The organism is Pseudarthrobacter sp. fls2-241-R2A-127 (assembly GCF_030209355.1).
Classification (GTDB): domain Bacteria; phylum Actinomycetota; class Actinomycetes; order Actinomycetales; family Micrococcaceae; genus Arthrobacter.
On record NZ_JARVSF010000045.1, the window covers coordinates 1 to 15,424 of the forward strand.

14 protein-coding genes and 1 pseudogene are annotated in these 15,424 nt (G+C 66.8%); 11 read left to right on the forward strand and 4 right to left on the reverse strand.

Translation table 11 applies throughout. The features are described 5' to 3' along the window. Window positions 1-49: 49 nt before the first annotated feature. The 3 genes and pseudogenes from QRN53_RS20270 to QRN53_RS20280 all read right to left on the reverse strand — a co-directional run. Window positions 50-751: pseudogene (locus QRN53_RS20270) on the reverse strand (aminotransferase class I/II-fold pyridoxal phosphate-dependent enzyme); the annotation flags it as partial. Window positions 752-847: 96 nt separating this feature from the next. Continuing rightward, window positions 848-1,819: a hypothetical protein gene (locus tag QRN53_RS20275; RefSeq protein ID WP_285245608.1), complete on the reverse strand. Its 972-nt coding sequence runs from the start codon at window positions 1,817-1,819 to the stop codon at window positions 848-850. Between the two features lie 119 nt (window positions 1,820-1,938). Then, the gene (locus QRN53_RS20280; RefSeq protein WP_285245609.1) at window positions 1,939-2,295 is read right to left on the reverse strand and encodes a hypothetical protein; all 357 of its coding nucleotides are present in this window, start codon (window positions 2,293-2,295) and stop codon (window positions 1,939-1,941) included. 198 nt (window positions 2,296-2,493) lie between these two features. On the opposite strand from QRN53_RS20280, the gene QRN53_RS20285 reads away from it, so the two are divergent. Both QRN53_RS20285 and QRN53_RS20290 read left to right on the forward strand, forming a co-directional pair. Further along, on the forward strand, window positions 2,494-3,417 hold the full coding sequence (locus QRN53_RS20285) for an AEC family transporter (RefSeq protein ID WP_285245610.1): 924 nt from the start codon (window positions 2,494-2,496) through the stop codon (window positions 3,415-3,417). A 49-nt stretch (window positions 3,418-3,466) separates the two neighbouring features. Further along, window positions 3,467-4,552, forward strand: a complete 1,086-nt coding sequence (locus tag QRN53_RS20290; protein WP_285245611.1) for an ATP-dependent DNA ligase — start codon at window positions 3,467-3,469, stop codon at window positions 4,550-4,552. Window positions 4,553-4,664: 112 nt separating this feature from the next. Here the strand turns inward: QRN53_RS20290 and QRN53_RS20295 are convergent, their stop codons facing one another. Then, window positions 4,665-5,984: an MFS transporter gene (locus QRN53_RS20295; protein WP_285245612.1), complete on the reverse strand. Its 1,320-nt coding sequence runs from the start codon at window positions 5,982-5,984 to the stop codon at window positions 4,665-4,667. Between the two features lie 301 nt (window positions 5,985-6,285). Between QRN53_RS20295 and QRN53_RS20300 the strand changes: the two genes are divergently transcribed. From QRN53_RS20300 to QRN53_RS20340, 9 genes are all read left to right on the forward strand, one after another. After that, a complete protein-coding gene (locus tag QRN53_RS20300) occupies window positions 6,286-7,092 on the forward strand; it encodes an IclR family transcriptional regulator (protein ID WP_285245696.1) in 807 nt (268 codons plus the stop codon). A gap of 168 nt (window positions 7,093-7,260) precedes the next feature. Then, window positions 7,261-8,142, forward strand: coding sequence for a shikimate dehydrogenase (locus QRN53_RS20305; protein WP_285245613.1), 882 nt, complete (start codon window positions 7,261-7,263; stop codon window positions 8,140-8,142). Then, on the forward strand, window positions 8,142-10,010 hold the full coding sequence (locus tag QRN53_RS20310; protein WP_285245614.1) for a bifunctional sugar phosphate isomerase/epimerase/4-hydroxyphenylpyruvate dioxygenase family protein: 1,869 nt from the start codon (window positions 8,142-8,144) through the stop codon (window positions 10,008-10,010). Before QRN53_RS20305 ends, QRN53_RS20310 begins: the two co-directional genes overlap by 1 nt. 53 nt (window positions 10,011-10,063) lie before the next feature. After that, window positions 10,064-10,936, forward strand: a complete 873-nt coding sequence (gene pcaH / locus QRN53_RS20315) for a protocatechuate 3,4-dioxygenase subunit beta (RefSeq protein ID WP_285245615.1) — start codon at window positions 10,064-10,066, stop codon at window positions 10,934-10,936. Window positions 10,937-10,940: 4 nt separating this feature from the next. Beyond that, window positions 10,941-11,498 carry a protocatechuate 3,4-dioxygenase subunit alpha gene (pcaG, locus tag QRN53_RS20320; RefSeq protein ID WP_285245616.1) on the forward strand — a complete coding sequence of 186 codons (558 nt, stop codon included), beginning with the start codon at window positions 10,941-10,943 and terminating at the stop codon, window positions 11,496-11,498. After that, window positions 11,495-12,973 (forward strand): lyase family protein, encoded by a 1,479-nt coding sequence (locus QRN53_RS20325; protein WP_285245617.1) that lies wholly within the window; start codon window positions 11,495-11,497, stop codon window positions 12,971-12,973. The genes pcaG and QRN53_RS20325 overlap by 4 nt, the downstream gene beginning before the upstream one ends. Continuing rightward, a complete protein-coding gene (locus QRN53_RS20330) occupies window positions 12,966-13,784 on the forward strand; it encodes an alpha/beta fold hydrolase (RefSeq protein ID WP_285245618.1) in 819 nt (272 codons plus the stop codon). Before QRN53_RS20325 ends, QRN53_RS20330 begins: the two co-directional genes overlap by 8 nt. Further along, a complete protein-coding gene (gene pcaC, locus QRN53_RS20335) occupies window positions 13,781-14,224 on the forward strand; it encodes a 4-carboxymuconolactone decarboxylase (RefSeq protein WP_285245619.1) in 444 nt (147 codons plus the stop codon). Before QRN53_RS20330 ends, pcaC begins: the two co-directional genes overlap by 4 nt. Beyond that, window positions 14,221-15,423 carry a thiolase family protein gene (locus QRN53_RS20340; protein WP_285245620.1) on the forward strand — a complete coding sequence of 401 codons (1,203 nt, stop codon included), beginning with the start codon at window positions 14,221-14,223 and terminating at the stop codon, window positions 15,421-15,423. The genes pcaC and QRN53_RS20340 overlap by 4 nt, the downstream gene beginning before the upstream one ends. Window position 15,424: the final 1 nt, after the last annotated feature.

The following is a 15,424-nucleotide window of genomic DNA, read 5'->3' on the forward strand; positions in this document are numbered from 1 at the left end:
CAGTCAGAACCCAGAGTCACACCGCAGCACGAGCCAATTCCATCATTACTGTCAGGCAGCAGATGTCTTCGGCCACGGCCGCGGTATGGATGTGCTGGGCGTCCGCGTACAGCACTTTCTCATAGATCTCATCGGAGAACAGGACCAGGTTGTGCTTCCGGGCCAGGGCCGCGAACTGTTCCAGGATGTGGCGCGGGTAGACGGCGCCGGTGGGGTTGTTCGGGTTGATGATCACGATGCCCTTGGTTCGGCGGGTGATCTTCGCTTCGACATCGGCCATGTCCGGCCACCAGTTCTCCGCTTCGTCGCAGAGGTAGTGCACCGGCTTGCCGCCGGTCAGTGTCACCGCGGCCGTCCACAGGGGATAGTCCGGTGCCGGGACCAGTATTTCGTCGCCGTCCTCCAGGAACGCCTGAAGGCACATGTTGATCAGTTCGCTGACGCCATTGCCGATCACGATGTCCTCGACGCCGATATTCATCAGGCCCCGGGTCTGGTAGTACTGCGAGATGGCGGTCCGCGCCGTGAAGATGCCCTTGGAATCGCTGTAGCCCTGGGCGCCGCGGAGGTGGTGGATCATGTCAACCACCACGGACTCCGGCGCCTCCAGCCCGAAAGGTGCCGTGTCCCCGAGGTTCATCTTGAGAATCCGGTGGCCCTCGGCCTCCATGTTCTTGGCCGCCTGCAGGATCGGTCCCCGGAGTTCGTACCGGACGTTCTGGAGCTTGCTGGAGTGTTGCATGGCGCGCATGGTTGATCTTTTCACAGTGCGGGCCTGCGGGTTACCTGTTGGCGGGCGGCAACCTTCTGGGGCGTCACTCAGGCTTGGGGGCGCGTGGGCCGGAAGTCAGTTCCGGGTGCCTTCGCTGGCCGCATGAAACCCACTTGGCCCTTTCTCAAGAACCTGGCAGGGGACTTCTATTCGGGCAAACTTCCACAGGGCGGGCGCCGCCGTCACGGTATCCGAGGCCGGGGAAGAACCCGACCGGCAGTTCTCCCGCGCTTCGGCCACAGCAGGGGACCATCGTGGCCCGTCTTCCCTGAGCGTTGTGGCCGGGAAGAAGCTGACCAGGATGAGCAACGCAAAAATTCCCGACGATACACCTTGGAGCCTCGCAAAGAAATGGGAGTTCCGAGTGGCCGGCATCTCATGGAGAACCGACAATGCGACGGGAATGAGTGCCAGGAGGAACATTCCCGGCGCTGCCGCATAGCGGCTGTAATCGAACATGGTCTGCCAGTCTTCGGCGGTGAAGCGGGCGTAGTCGAACATCGGGTTGGCATTGATAAGCACAGACGCGGACCAGCAGGAGAACGCCGCTGCAACGAGGCAAATGGCACCGGCCTTCCAGCGCTGATGGCCAAATTTCAGGACCATGACGGTGAGGACCGCCAACAAGGCGGAGGGGAAGAGAACAGCCAAACCCCCGAAATTATTGAGATTGGAGATCAGTGTACGGCTGTCCGTCTGCCAGAGCGCCGCGACAGGCTGGACAAAAAATCCTATGAGGACGGACGCGGGCTCGACGCTGTTTTCCACCCGAAGTGATGCGGGGCGGGGATTGAACATAGTGGTCAGAATCTGAAGGGCAACGCCCGCCACCAGGCCAAGAGGGGCGAAATATGACTTGCGTTTCCATGCCATCCACAGGGCGAGGGGCAGGAACATGCCCGCTATGACCTCGCTCAGCGCCACGGCAAAGGATGCTGCAAATGTTGCCAGGCGGCCGCCCAGGCTCGCAGGCTTTGACAACACCAGCCGCGGTGCCAGCCACAACAGATACCAATGGAGGTTGGCCGCATTCCCCAGGGTTTCCATAGGCCCCACCGGGAGGAAGACCGGTATGGCTGCCAGGCACGCCCTGATCCAGGCAACCGGGAACAAGGGTTTTGTGAGGAAAAACACCGCGACGCAAATGCCTGCCACCACGGCGCAGCTCAGCAATGACGCGGCAATAGCGAAAAATCAATGGGAAAAGCGTTATATGCGATGCCGACAACGATCCGTGGAATGACATGCAGATAGCCGTCATACGGTTTCAGGATCGTCGCCAAGGCGCCGTCGGAGAGAATGTCCCGCAAGAAGACGCCGCCATCTTCAGCCCACACCGTTTGTTTCGTTGTTTGTGGCAGCCTGGACCACGTCAACAGCGTCAGAAGTCCCCAAACGGGCACGATCAGAACGGGCAGATACGATTTTGAACGCCGGAGCACGCTAAGTATCAATGTGCCATTTCCCCCATCAAAAGCAGAACCGAGACCAGCGGCAGCGCGGCCCGGAATATCGGCAGACATTGAATGGAACGGTCGCGGCGCAGCAGGGAAGGAGTGCGATGGCGCAAATAGTCCAGAGAATCCCCCGAAATGGGATCCTACCGCACAGGTGGCCGGTAATTGAGCTGCTTATCTTATAAGTTGGGTACCTGTAAAACTGCCGAGGACGGGGGTCTTGCACCGGGCATGAATTCCCGACGGGAAAGGGAAGTACCTCCTATGGGCGGAGTGCTTATTGGCCTCGCCGTGATCGGCGTCGTCATCGCCGTGGGCTACCTCGCCGCACGCTGCGGCCTGGGCGACGAACCCACCATCATGGCCCTGACCCGTACCGCTTTCTTCATCACCAACCCCGTGCTGCTCTTTACAGTGGTGCTGAAATCGGACCTGTCAGTGGTTTTCTCCGCCTACGTTCCGCTGGCCATGATCACGGCCGCCGCCACTGCGCTGCTGTATGTGGCCGCCAGCCGAATCTGGTTTCCGCGGCCGCTCGCCGAAACCGCCGTCGGCGCCATGGCGGGCTCCTATGTCAACGCCAACAACATCGGTATCCCCATCACGCTCTATGCGCTGGGGGACGCCACGCCCGTGGCCCCCGTGCTCCTGGTCCAGCTGCTCCTGTTCGCCCCGCTGGTCCTCACCTTGCTCGACCTGTCCGCCGCCGGCCGGTTCTCGCCCCGGCTGATGCTCACCCAGCCCTTCCGGAATCCCATGATCATCGCCTCGCTCCTGGGTGTGGTCCTGGCCGCGCTGCACGTGGAGCTCCCGGCCCCGGTGATGGCCCCGCTGACGCTCCTGGGCGGGGCCGCCGTTCCGGTGGTGCTGCTGGCGTTCGGGATGTCGCTGCGGGGAACCACGATGCTCCGCAGCGGTGGGCACACAGCGGAAATCCTCACCGCCGCGGCACTGAAGTCCGCCGTGATGCCGGCGGTGGCGTTCGTCGTCGGACGCTTCCTGTTCAACCTTGACCACCACATGCTCCTGGGCGTGGTGCTCATGGCAGCGCTTCCCTCCGCGCAGAACGTGTTCCTGTTCGCCAGCAAGTACGGCCGCGGTGTGGCGGTGGCGCGGGAAACCATCCTGCTCTCCACTGCCGCCGCGGCACCTGTGCTGGTACTGATCGTCTGGCTTTTGGCCGCCTGAAACCCCGACGCCCTACCGTCCTGGGCCCCGGCCGGGCAAGAATGGGCACATGGACCTTCCCGTGATGCCGCCCGTCCCGCCCATGCTCGCCAAGGCCGTCAGCGGCATCGACGGCATTCCAGCGGGAGGGGACCTCAGCTACGAGCCCAAGTGGGACGGCTTCCGCTCCATCATCTTCCGGGACGGCGATGACCTGGAGATCGGCAGCCGCAACGAAAAGCCCATGACCCGGTACTTCCCGGAACTGGTGGCCGCCCTCAAGGAGAACCTGCCGCCCCGCTGCGTGGTGGACGGCGAGATTATCCTGGTAGGCGCCTCCGGAGACCGTCTCGATTTCGATACCCTGCAGCAGCGCATCCACCCCGCCGCCAGCCGGGTGAAGATGCTGGCCCAGCAGACGCCCGCCTCCTTCGTGGCGTTCGATCTCCTGGCCCTGGGCGATGACGACTACACCGGAAGGCCGTTCTCGGAGCGGCGGGCAGCCCTGGAGAAGGCGCTCGCAGGCAGCAGCGCCCCCGTCCACCTGACGGCCGCCACCACCGACAAGGACACCGCAGCGCAGTGGTTTGAGCAGTTCGAGGGGGCCGGCCTGGACGGCCTCGTGGCCAAGCGGCTGGAGGGCAGGTACGAACCTGACAAGCGGGTGATGTTCAAGGTTAAGCACGAGCGGACCGCGGACTGCGTGGTGGCAGGCTACCGGCTCCATAAGAGCGGTCCGGACACCATCGGTTCGCTGCTCTTGGGCCTGTACAAGGACGACGGCGGCCTGGCCAGCGTGGGCGTGATCGGTGCCTTCCCGATGAAGCGGCGCAAGGAATTGTTCGACGAGCTCCAGCCGCTGGTGACAGACTTCGATCACCACCCGTGGGCCTGGGCCAGGCAGGAGGAGGGCGAACGGACCCCGCGGAATGCCGAAGGCAGCAGGTGGAGCGCCGGGAAAGACCTGTCCTTCGTCCCGTTGCGGCCCGAATTGGTGGTGGAGGTCCGCTACGACCATATGGAAGGCGAGAGGTTCCGCCACACGGCCCAGTTCAACCGCTGGCGCCCGGACCGGGACCCGGAATCCTGCACCTATGGGCAACTTGAGGAGCCGGTTAACTTCGACCTCGCCTCGGTGCTGGAGACCGGCAGGTAACCGCGGTGCGTCCTGACAGACTGGCCCAGTTTTAACGGGGGAGAGCCCGCCATTTGGGGGAATGGCGGGCTCTCCGGCCTGAAAACCGGGCCAGTCTGTCAGCTCCAGGCTGTTACTTCAGCCCGAGTTCCCTGGTGGGGGTCCGGAAGGACTCCTTGGCAGTCAGGGCGGACACCGCTGCAACGGCGCAGATAATGCCGGTGAAGATGCTGATCTGGACCCAGCCGCCGGCCTGGATGCCGCCCATGGCCGCGACGATGGCCGGGGCGAAACCTGCCATCAGGAAGCCGAGCTGCGTGCCGATGGCCAGGCCGGAGAAGCGGACCTTGGTGCTGAACATTTCGGCGTAGAAGGAGGGCCAGACGGCGTTGGCTGCCGCGTAGCCTCCGGAGAAGTAGCCGATCGCGGCCAGGAACATCAGCGGGATGCTGTGGGACTCCAGGCTGAGCAGGAAGACGGGCGTGAGGATTGCGCTGGATACCGCGCCGTAGATGAAGACGGGCTTGCGGCCGATCTTGTCAGCCAGCATCCCGAAGAGCGGCTGCGTGCCCAGCGCCACCAGGTTTGCGCCTACGACGAGCCACAAGGTGGTGGTGCCGTCGACGCCGGCCACGGTCTTGGCGTAGCTGATGGCCAGTGTGCCGAACACGGTGGACACGGCGGCGATGAACGCGCAGCAGATCACGCGGAGGACGTCGCGCCAGTGGCCCTTGAGCAGGTCGGCGACGGGCAGCTTAGCGATTTGGGCGGTCTTGCGGGCTTCTTCGAAGGCGGGCGGCTCGTGCAGGGTGCGGCGGATCAGGAACGCCACAATCACCACAACGGCGCTGAGCCAGAACGGGATGCGCCAGCCGATGCCGAACTTGATCTCGTCCGGCAGGGCCAGGACGGGGATGAAGACGAGGGCAGCGAGGATCTGGCCGCCCTGCGTGCCGGTGAGGGTCCATGAGGTGAAGAAGGAGCGGCGGTTGTCCGGGGCGTGCTCGAGCGTCATGGAGGACGCGCCGGCTTGCTCGCCTGCGGCCGAGAGCCCCTGGCAGAGGCGGGCAAGCACCAGCAGGACGGGAGCCCACCAGCCCACGGTCTTGAAGTCCGGCAGGCAGCCGATCACGAAGGTGGAGGCGCCCATCAGCAACAGCGTGAACATCAGGACCTTGCGGCGGCCCACACGGTCGCCGAAGTGGCCCAGGATGATGGCGCCCACCGGCCGGGCCACGTATGCGAAGCCGAACGTGGCGAAGGACATGATCGCCGCGTTGGTGTCTGCGTCGGGGAAGAAGACCTTGGGGAAGATCAGTGCGGCCGCGGAGCCGAAGATGAAGAAGTCGTAATACTCGACGGCGCTGCCGAGGAAGCTGGCAAGGGCTGCCTTCTTGGGCGTCCCGCCGGAGGTGAGGGCACCCGCCCCGGCGGACGGAAGTGTCTGGCTCATGGTGTTCCTTTGTGTGACGACATTGTCGCGGATGGATCTGGGGGTCGCAGCCGCCGCTGCCTGGGTGCGGGCGGGCGCGATGCGGCTGGAGTCCGGAAAAAGACCCGGCAATTTGTAGCCACATGGTGAGAGCTACTTTTGCGATACAGAAACTATGACTGTGAGGGCAGTCACTTGTCAAGAAAATACTCACGATCTAGAAATAGCTCTCACATTGTGGCAACATCGAGATATGAGTGTGAACCAAACCACAGTGGCTGACGACGAATCCACTGTTCCCGGCCCGGCTGTTCCCGGCGCGATGCCCGTGAATGCCCTGCCTCCCGAACCCAAGGCCGCCACCAAGGCCGCCGAGCGCCCGGACATGGTGGGCAAGGCCCTCAGCCTGCTGGTCCTCCTGGGGGATGAACCCCGGGGGGCAAGCGCCGCCGAAATCTCGCGGCGCGCGGAGCTGCCGTTCAGCACCACGTACAGGCTGCTGGGGTCGCTGGCGCGCGACGGCTTCGTTGATTATGAGCCGGAGGGCCGCCGCTACCACCTGGGCCTGCGGATCTTCCAGCTCGGCCAGCGGGTCTCCAACCATCACGGCTTCGCCGGCACCTCCCTGCCCATCCTGCGGCGGGTGACCGAGAGGACGGGGGAGGCCACCATCCTCAGCGTCCGTGACGGCCTCCACCACCTCACGGTCAGCAAGGTGGACGGCCCGCAGATCTTCCGCGTCACCAGCGACCCCGGCCACCTGGGCTCACTCTCCACCACTGCCGTGGGAAAGGCCCTGGTGGCCTTCGCCGACGATGCGGAGCGGGAGCGCCTGCTTTCGGAGCTTCCGTTGGAGGCCCTCACCGAACGTTCCATTACGGACCGGGACGCCTTCCGCGCGGAAATCGACGAGGTGCGCCGCCGTGGTTACGCCGTCATGGACGAGGAGAACGAGGCCGGCATGCGCGCCGTGGCCGTTCCGCTGCTCAACAGCCAGGGGCACGCCTTCGCCTCGCTGGCGACGGCGGTCCCCGTGTTCCGCCTCAGCCTCGAGGAGCTGGTTGCCCACGTTCCGGTCCTCCAGGAGGCGGCCGCGGAGCTGGCTGACCGCCTGCCGCAGCGCGGCTGACCACCTCGAGCCGCGCCAACAAACCCGGGCAATCCATCAAGATTGTTCGTACCCCGAACTAGAGTGCGCAAAGTGAACAAATGCTGTACTGTAATCCCTATCACCGGCCCAGCCGCTCCCCCCGCGTGGACGCAGCTTTCCGGTGCCGTTACCAAAGGAGCTGCACGGATGAGTTATCGAACTGAGTCCTACCTCGTGGGACTGGTCGGAGACGGCGTCATGCCCTCACTCACCCCGCCCATGCACGAACGCGAAGGGGACGTGCAGGGCCTGCGCTACCTCTACCGGCCCATTGACCTCCTCGAACTGGGCCTTCCCGGCGAATCCGTCGGCGCCATCCTGCAGAGCGCCCGCACCCTGGGTTTCAACGGCCTGAACATCACGCACCCCTGCAAGCAGTTGGTCTTGGAGCACCTGGACGAGATCTCCCCGGACGCCCGCCGCCTGGGCGCCGTGAACACGGTGGTCATCCGGGACGGCCGCTTCATCGGGCACAACACCGATTTCTCCGGCTTCGCCGCCGCCTTGGCCTCCGGCCTCCCCGGAGCCCGCTTGGACCGCGTGGTCCAGCTGGGCGCCGGCGGCGCAGGATCCGCCGTCGCCTACGCCCTGCTCACCGCGGGCGTACGGACCCTTGACCTCGTGGACATGGACCCGTCCCGGGCCGCTGCCCGGTCCGCCGAACTGCAGGGCCTCTTCCCGGACAGTGCCATCACCGCAGGCACGCCGGCGGACCTGCCCCGCCTCATGCCCCTGGCCGACGGCCTGGTGCACTGCACCCCCGTGGGGATGGCCGCCCACCCAGGCCTCCCGCTGGACCTGGACCTGCTGGAGCCACGCCACTGGGTCGCGGACATCGTCTACCGCCCCATCGAGACCGAACTGGTCCGCGGCGCCCGCGCCAAGGGCTGCGAGGTCCTGGACGGCGGCCGCATGGCCGTGGGGCAGGCAGCGGACGCCTTCCGGATCTTCACCGGACTTGAAGCGGATCCGGACCGGATGCGCAGCCATTTCCTGGAGCTCGTGGCCGCCGAGGAGGTGGCCGCCTGATGCGCACGGGAATCGCCACCGTCTGCCTGTCCGGCACCCTGAAGGAAAAGATGCAGGCCTGCGCGATCGCGGGGTTCGACGGCATCGAGATTTTTGAGCAGGACCTGGTCACCTCGCCCCTCAGCCCCGAGGACGTGCGGAAAATGGCAGCTGACCTTGGCCTCGGCCTGGACCTCTACCAGCCGTTCCGGGACTTCGACGGCGTCACCCCGGACCTGCTCAAGGCCAACCTCCGGCGGGCCGAAGCGAAGTTCAAGCTCATGTCCCGCCTGGGCATGGACACCATCCTGGTGTGCTCCAACGTTGCCACGGCCACCATCGACGACGACGCCCTGCGCGCCGATCAGCTCGCCGAGCTGGCGCAGCTGGCCGGGGACCACGGCATCAAGGTGGCGTATGAAGCCCTGGCCTGGGGCAAGTACGTCAACGACTACGAGCACGCCTACCGGCTGGTGGAGGCCGTGGACCACCCCAACCTGGGGACCTGCCTGGACTCCTTCCACATCCTCTCCCGGGACTGGGACACGGCGCCCATCGAAAACATAAACCCGGAGAAGATCTTCTTTGTCCAGGTGGCCGATGCCCCCAAGCTATCCATGGACGTCCTGTCCTGGAGCCGCCACTACCGGGTGTTCCCGGGCGAGGGCCAGTTCGAGCTGGCAAAGTTCATGGGCCACGTGGTCCGTGCCGGGTACACCGGCCCGGTTTCCCTGGAGGTCTTCAACGACGTCTTCCGGCAGTCCGACGTGGACCGCACGGCCGTCGATGCCATGCGGTCGCTCATCTGGCTGGAGGAACAGAGCGCCAACTGGCTCGCGGACGCCCCCGCCGCCGGTACCGTTCCCGGCGGCGGCGCGCCCCGCCGTCGTTATCCCATGGAACTGGCCACCCTGCCCAAGGTCAACGAACCTGCCGGCTTCAACTTCGCCGAGGTCAAGGCGGACGATACCGCGCAGCTGGAGAAGCTCCTGGGCCAGCTCGGCTTCGCGTTCGAGGGGCGGCACCGCACCAAGGACGTCCAGCTCTGGACCATGGGCCAGGCCCGCGTGATCATCAACGAACAGGCTGCCAGCCACGCCGAGCCCGCCATCGCCGCGCTGGGGTTCGACGTCGATTCCCCCGTGATTGCCTCGGCCCGGGCCCAGCAGCTCAAGGCCCCTGTGGTTGCCCGCAAAGTGCAGGCTCACGAGGAAGTCTTCCAAGGCATCGCGGCCCCGGACTCCACCGAAATCTTCCTCTGCCAGGGCAGCCCGGACGGCACCGCCGCCTGGACGCACGAATTCGGGGAAGGGCTGCAACACCCGTCCGCTGGAGCCCGGGCCGTGATCGACCACGTCAACCTCGCCCAGCCGTGGCAGCACTTCGATGAGGCCGTCCTTTTCTACACCAGCGCCCTGGCCCTGGAGCCCCAGCCGTTCGCCGAGGTCCCAAGCCCCAGCGGCCTGGTGCGCTCGCAGGTCATGCAGACCTCCGACGGCGCGGTGCGGCTGGTGCTCAACCTCGCCCCGGTGCAGCAGGCGCACGGCCAGAAGACGTACCAGGAACACATCGCCTTCGCCGTGGACGACCTCGTGTCCACGGCCCGCGCCGCCCGGGACAAGGGCCTGGAATTCCTGCAGATCCCCGCCAACTACTACGAGGACCTGGACGCCCGGTTCGACCTCGACCCCGGGTTCCTGGCCACGCTGCAGGAACTGAACCTGCTCTTCGACCGGGACGCGGACGGGGAATTCCTGCACTTCTACACCGCCACCGTGGGCAGCGTGTTCTTCGAAATGGTGGAACGCCGCGGCCGCTACGACGGTTACGGCGCCCCCAACGCCCCGGTGCGCCACGCGGTTCAGTACGACTCGCTGCACCGCACCTGAGCCAACCCAGACCACAGACACTACAAACCCAACAGATGAGAAAGGAGCCAGCCATGCCGGAAGACATCACCGCGGAGCTGGAGTCGGAGGAACTCGTGCCCCCGGCCGAACCGAAGGCTGCCCACCAGCCACTGGACAAGGCCATCGAATCGCAGGCGGACCTCAGTGCAGAGATCAACGCCATCGGCGAGACATACCAGCGGGCCCTCAAAGACGGCGGCCTGCCGGAGACCCAGCCGCGGCTGGACTACCCGCCATACCGCAGCAGCATCCTGCGCCACCCCACCAAAAGCCTGCAGCACGCCGACCCCGAAACCATTGAGCTCTACTCGCCGGCCTTCGGGCACCAGGACGTGCACGCCTTGGAGTCCGACCTGACCATCCAGCACAACGGCGAGCCGCTGGGTGAACGGATCATCGTCGCCGGCAAGGTCCTGGACGGCGACGGCCGCCCGGTGGCCGGGCAGCTGGTAGAGATCTGGCAGGCCAACTCCTCCGGCCGCTACATCCATAAGCGCGACCAGCACCCTGCCCCGATCGACCCCAACTTCACGGGCATCGGCCGCTGCATCACCGGTCCGGACGGTTCGTACCGGTTTGTCACCATCAAACCCGGCGCCTACCCCTGGAAGAACCACCTGAACGCGTGGCGCCCGGCGCACATCCACTTCTCGCTGTTCGGCACCGAGTTCACCCAGCGCATCATCACCCAGATGTACTTCCCGGGCGACCAGCTCTTCCCGCTGGACCCGATCTACCAGACCATCGTGGACCAGGACGCCCGCGACCGGCTGGTGGCCACCTACGACCACAGCCTCACCGAGCCCGAATGGGCGCTGGGGTACAACTGGGACATCGTCCTGACCGGGCCCAAGCGGACCTGGACCGAAAACGAGGCGCTCGGCGCAGAAGGTGACGAGGAGTAGGAATATGAGCACCAAACTTGTTCCCACCCCGGGCCAGACCGTGGGCCCGTTCTACGGCTACGCGCTGCCGTTCGAGAAGGACAACGAGCTCCTGGCCCCCGGCTCGCCGGGCTCCATCCGCCTGCAGGGCACCGTGTACGACGGCGCCGGCCACACCATCCCGGACGCCATCCTGGAGATCTGGCAGCCCGACGCCGGGGGCAACGTTGTCCAGCGCACCGGCTCCCTGGTCCGTGACGGTTACACCTTCACCGGCTGGGGCCGCGGCGCCGTGGGAAACTCCGGCGTCTTCACCTTCACCACCGTCAACCCCGGCCCCACCAAGCCTGGCGCGGCACCGTTCATCTCCGTGGCGCTCTTCGCCCGCGGCCTCACCAACCGGCTGTTCACCCGCATCTACCTGCCGGAGGACACCGAGGCCCTGGCCAACGACCCCCTGCTCAGCTCGCTGGATCCCGAGCGCCGCGAGACGCTCATCGCCCGCCGCGACCCCGACGGCGGCCTCACCTGGGACATCCGCCTCCAGGGCGAGGGCGAGACGGTCTTCCTGGACTTCCAGTGACCCACGCCGCCGCTTTGGGAGACCTGCGCGCCTTCGCGGAAGAGGCCGACGCCGGCCTGCTCAGTCCCGTCTCAGCGTCGCCGTTGGTGGCGGCGCTGACGGGGGACCGGGCAGTGCTGGCGGGCATCCTGGCCGTCGAAGCCGGCTGGGCCGACGTGCTGGAAGAGGCAGGCCTGGCACCTGCCGGTTCCGCCGCCGTCGTCGCTTCTGCCGCTGAGGCGGGGCGCTACGACCTCGCCGATATCGCGCTGCGCGCCCAGGGCGGCGGCAACCCGGTGATCCCGCTGCTGGCGGACCTCCGGAAGAATGCGGCGGCGCTGGATACCGCCGGAGTTGGTGCCGCGAAGGCCGTGCACACCTCCCTGACCAGCCAGGACGTCCTGGACACCGCCCTGATGCTGCTGGCCCGCAACACCGTCCACGCGGTGCTGGCGGACCTGAAAGCCACCACGACGGCGCTGGCTCACCTTGCCGGGCAGCATGCGGACACGCTGTGCGTCGGCAGGAGCCTGACCCAGCATTCGCTTCCCTATACCTTCGGGCTGCGCGCCGCACAGTGGTTCCAGGGCGTTGCTGCCGCTGGGCGGCAACTGGAAAAGCTTGAATTACCGGTCCAGTTCGGCGGGGCGGCGGGAACCCTCGCTGCCGGGACCGTGCTGACGGACGGCGCCGACGCCACGCCGTTCACCCTGGCCGACGCCCTGGCGGCCCGGTTGGACCTGGCCCCGGCCCCGGCTCCCTGGCACACCAACCGCCTGGCCATCACTTCCCTGGGCCATGCGCTGGCATCAGTGCTGGACGCCTTCGGCAAGATCGCCGCCGACGTCCTGTTCCTGAGCCGGCCCGAGGTGGCTGAAGTCGCCGAACCGCGGGCGGCTGGACGCGGCGTGTCCTCGGCCATGCCGCAGAAGCAAAACCCTGTGCTGTCCGTCATGGTCCGCAGCGCCGCGCTGCAGGCATCGCAGCTGGCCGCCCAGCTGCACCTGGCCGCCGCCACCTTCAACGACGAGCGCCCGGATGGGGCCTGGCACACCGAATGGCCGGCCCTCCGCCAGCTCCTGTCCCTCGCCCTCGGCGCCGCAGGCCATCTGCGGGAACTCGCCGAAGGACTCCGGGTGTTCCCGGACGGCATGCGCCGCAACCTCGACCTGTCCGGCCCTCTGCTGCTGGCCGAAGGCGTCACCGCCGCCGTGGCCCCACTGCTTGCGGAGCAGCACGGGCGCACCGGCAAGCAGCAGCTGCAGGACGTGGTGGACCAAACGCTGCAGGCGCCCCCCGCCGAGCAGTCCGCCACCTACCGGAAGCTGCTCCGCGAAGCCGTCCCCGCCGTCGTCGTCCCCGACGCCCGGCTGGAGGAACTCCTGGACCCCGCCAGCTACCTGGGCCAGTCGGCGGAGATCACCCGCCACATCCTTGCTGCCTTCCCCGAATTCACTTCCCCCAAAACCGACGCGAATGGAGCTTCCCGTGGCTAAGCCGGCCTTGAAGGCAGCGCTGCTGTCCCCGCAACGTCCCCTGGGCGACCACCCCCTGATCGTGGCAGGCCCGTCCCTGGGCACCTCCACGATCCTGTGGAACAGGGTGGCGACCCTGCTCGGCAATGATTACGACGTCGTGGCCTGGGACCTCCCCGGCCACGGGGTTTCGCCCGCCGCCGGCGAAGGATTCGACGTCGCCGCGCTCGCTGACGCCGTAGTGGACCTGGTGGACTCCATTGCCCCGGGCGAAAACTTCCACTACGCCGGCGTTTCCTTGGGCGGCGCGGTGGGCCTGCAGCTTGGCACCAAGCACGGGGAGAGGCTGAAGAGCCTGTCCGTCCAAAACAGCGGCGCCAAGATCGGCACCCCCGAGGGCTGGCTGGAGCGCGCGGAAACCGTCCGCACGCAGGGCACGCCCGTGATGATCCAGGGGTCCGCGGAGCGCTGGTTCGCGCCGGGCTTCATGGACCGCGAACCCGAGTTCAGCAGCCGGCTCCTGCACGCCCTGCGCGACGCCGACCGCTTCAGCTATGCCTTCTGCTGTGAAGCCCTGGCTGCCTTCGACATCCGCAGTGAGCTCGGCAGCATCACGGTCCCCACCCAGGTCATCGCCGGAGCACTGGACGGTGTGGCTACCCCGGCCATGGCCGAGGAAGTGGCAGCGGGAATCACCGCCGGGGGCGGAACCGCCACGGCCGTCAGCATCGAGGGGATCGCCCACCTGGCTCCGGCCGAGGCCCCGGCGCACGTCGCCGACCTCATGCGCAGCATGATCAGCTGGGCCGAATCACGGGAGGCCGCCAAATGAGCGGCGATACTGCGCGCCACGGCGTAGTCCAGCCCGGCGCCACCAGCAAGGAAATTTACGACGGCGGCATGGCCGTCCGGCGCGAAGTGCTCGGCGACGCGCACGTGGACCGCGCCAACGCCACCAAGGACGAGTTCACCGACGACTTCCAGGACATGATCACCCGCATCGCCTGGGGCGGCATCTGGACCCGGCCCGGGCTGTCCCGGCAGATGCGGTCGGCCGTGACCATCACCGCCATGGTGGCCCACGGGCACTGGGAAGAGTTGGCCATGCACATCCGCGCGGCCCTCACCAACGGCCTGAGCAGGGACGAAATCAAGGAAATCCTGCTGCAGACCGCCATTTACTGCGGAGTCCCCTCCGCCAACACCGCCTTCAAGACTGCTCAGCAGGTGTTCCATGAAATGGACAACACCGGAATGGATACAACCCCATGAACCAGGCTTTTGTGTACGACGCCGTGCGCACCCCCTTTGGCAAGTTCGGCTCCGGCCTTGGCGGGGTCCGTCCGGACGATCTTGCCGCGCACGTGATCAGGGAGTCCGTGAAGCGGGCTCCGGGACTTGATCCGGAGCGGATTGATGAGGTGGTGTTCGGCAACGCGAACGGTGCCGGTGAGGAGAACCGCAACATTGCACGGATGGGCACCCTGCTGGCGGGGCTGCCGGTCTCGATCCCGGGCACTACGGTGAACCGGCTCTGCGGTTCCTCGCTGGATGCCGCGATTATTGCCTCGCGCCAGATCAATGCCGGTGACGCGGACCTGATGCTCGTGGGGGGCGCGGAGTCGATGTCCCGTGCCCCGTGGGTTTTGCCGAAGACGGAGAAGCCGTACCCGGCCGGTGACATGACCCTGGCGTCCACCACGCTGGGCTGGCGCCTGGTGAACAAGGCGATGCCGAAGGAGTGGACCATTTCCCTGGGCGAGGCCACCGAGCGGCTCCGCGAGAAGTACGGCGTGACCCGGGAAGCGCAGGACGAGTTCGCAGCCGCCTCGCACAACCTGTCCGCCGCCGCCTGGGATGAAGGCTTCTACGACAATCTCGTGGCCCCCGTGCCGGGGACGGACCTGGTCCGCGATGAGGGCATCCGGGCGGGTTCGTCGGCGGAGAAGCTCGCCGGCCTGAAGACGGTCTTCCGTGCCGAGAACGGCACGGTCACCGCCGGGAACGCGTCGCCGTTGTCCGACGGCGCCTCCGCGGCCTGGGTGGGTTCCGAGGCGGCCGCCGGGCTGCTCGGGCTGGATCCGCTGGCCCGCATCGCCGGGCGCGGCGCGCACGCGAATGATCCGCAGTACTTCGGCTACGCCCCGGTGGAGGCTGCGAACAAGGCCCTCGCGAAGGCGGGCATCGGCTGGGACCAGGTGGGCTCCGTCGAACTTAACGAAGCGTTCGCCGCGCAGTCCCTGGCCTGCGTCAACGCCTGGGGGATTGACCACTCGATTGTGAACCGGCATGGCGGGGCGATTGCCATGGGCCACCCGTTGGGCGCCTCGGGCACCCGGATCCTGGGCACCCTGGCCCGGTCCCTGCAGGCGTCCGGGGAGCGGTGGGGTGTGGCCGCGATCTGCATCGGCGTGGGCCAGGGCCTGGCCGTCGTCCTCGAAAACGTGACTGCTTCCAACGGAAAGGCCTAAG

Excerpts from the sequence above, each read along its gene's own strand:
- QRN53_RS20295 (WP_285245612.1), bottom strand. The coding sequence starts at position 5,984 with ATGAGCCAGACACTTCCGTCCGCCGGGGCGGGTGCCCTCACCTCCGGC.
- QRN53_RS20300 (WP_285245696.1), top strand. The coding sequence starts at position 6,286 with ATGCCCGTGAATGCCCTGCCTCCCGAACCCAAGGCCGCCACCAAGGCC.
- QRN53_RS20285 (WP_285245610.1), top strand. The coding sequence starts at position 2,494 with ATGGGCGGAGTGCTTATTGGCCTCGCCGTGATCGGCGTCGTCATCGCC.
- QRN53_RS20340 (WP_285245620.1), top strand. The coding sequence starts at position 14,221 with ATGAACCAGGCTTTTGTGTACGACGCCGTGCGCACCCCCTTTGGCAAG.
- pcaC (WP_285245619.1), top strand. The coding sequence starts at position 13,781 with ATGAGCGGCGATACTGCGCGCCACGGCGTAGTCCAGCCCGGCGCCACC.
- QRN53_RS20280 (WP_285245609.1), bottom strand. The coding sequence starts at position 2,295 with ATGTCTGCCGATATTCCGGGCCGCGCTGCCGCTGGTCTCGGTTCTGCT.
- pcaH (WP_285245615.1), top strand. The coding sequence starts at position 10,064 with ATGCCGGAAGACATCACCGCGGAGCTGGAGTCGGAGGAACTCGTGCCC.
- QRN53_RS20275 (WP_285245608.1), bottom strand. The coding sequence starts at position 1,819 with ATGGAAACCCTGGGGAATGCGGCCAACCTCCATTGGTATCTGTTGTGG.
- QRN53_RS20305 (WP_285245613.1), top strand. The coding sequence starts at position 7,261 with ATGAGTTATCGAACTGAGTCCTACCTCGTGGGACTGGTCGGAGACGGC.
- QRN53_RS20290 (WP_285245611.1), top strand. The coding sequence starts at position 3,467 with ATGGACCTTCCCGTGATGCCGCCCGTCCCGCCCATGCTCGCCAAGGCC.
- QRN53_RS20310 (WP_285245614.1), top strand. The coding sequence starts at position 8,142 with ATGCGCACGGGAATCGCCACCGTCTGCCTGTCCGGCACCCTGAAGGAA.
- pcaG (WP_285245616.1), top strand. The coding sequence starts at position 10,941 with ATGAGCACCAAACTTGTTCCCACCCCGGGCCAGACCGTGGGCCCGTTC.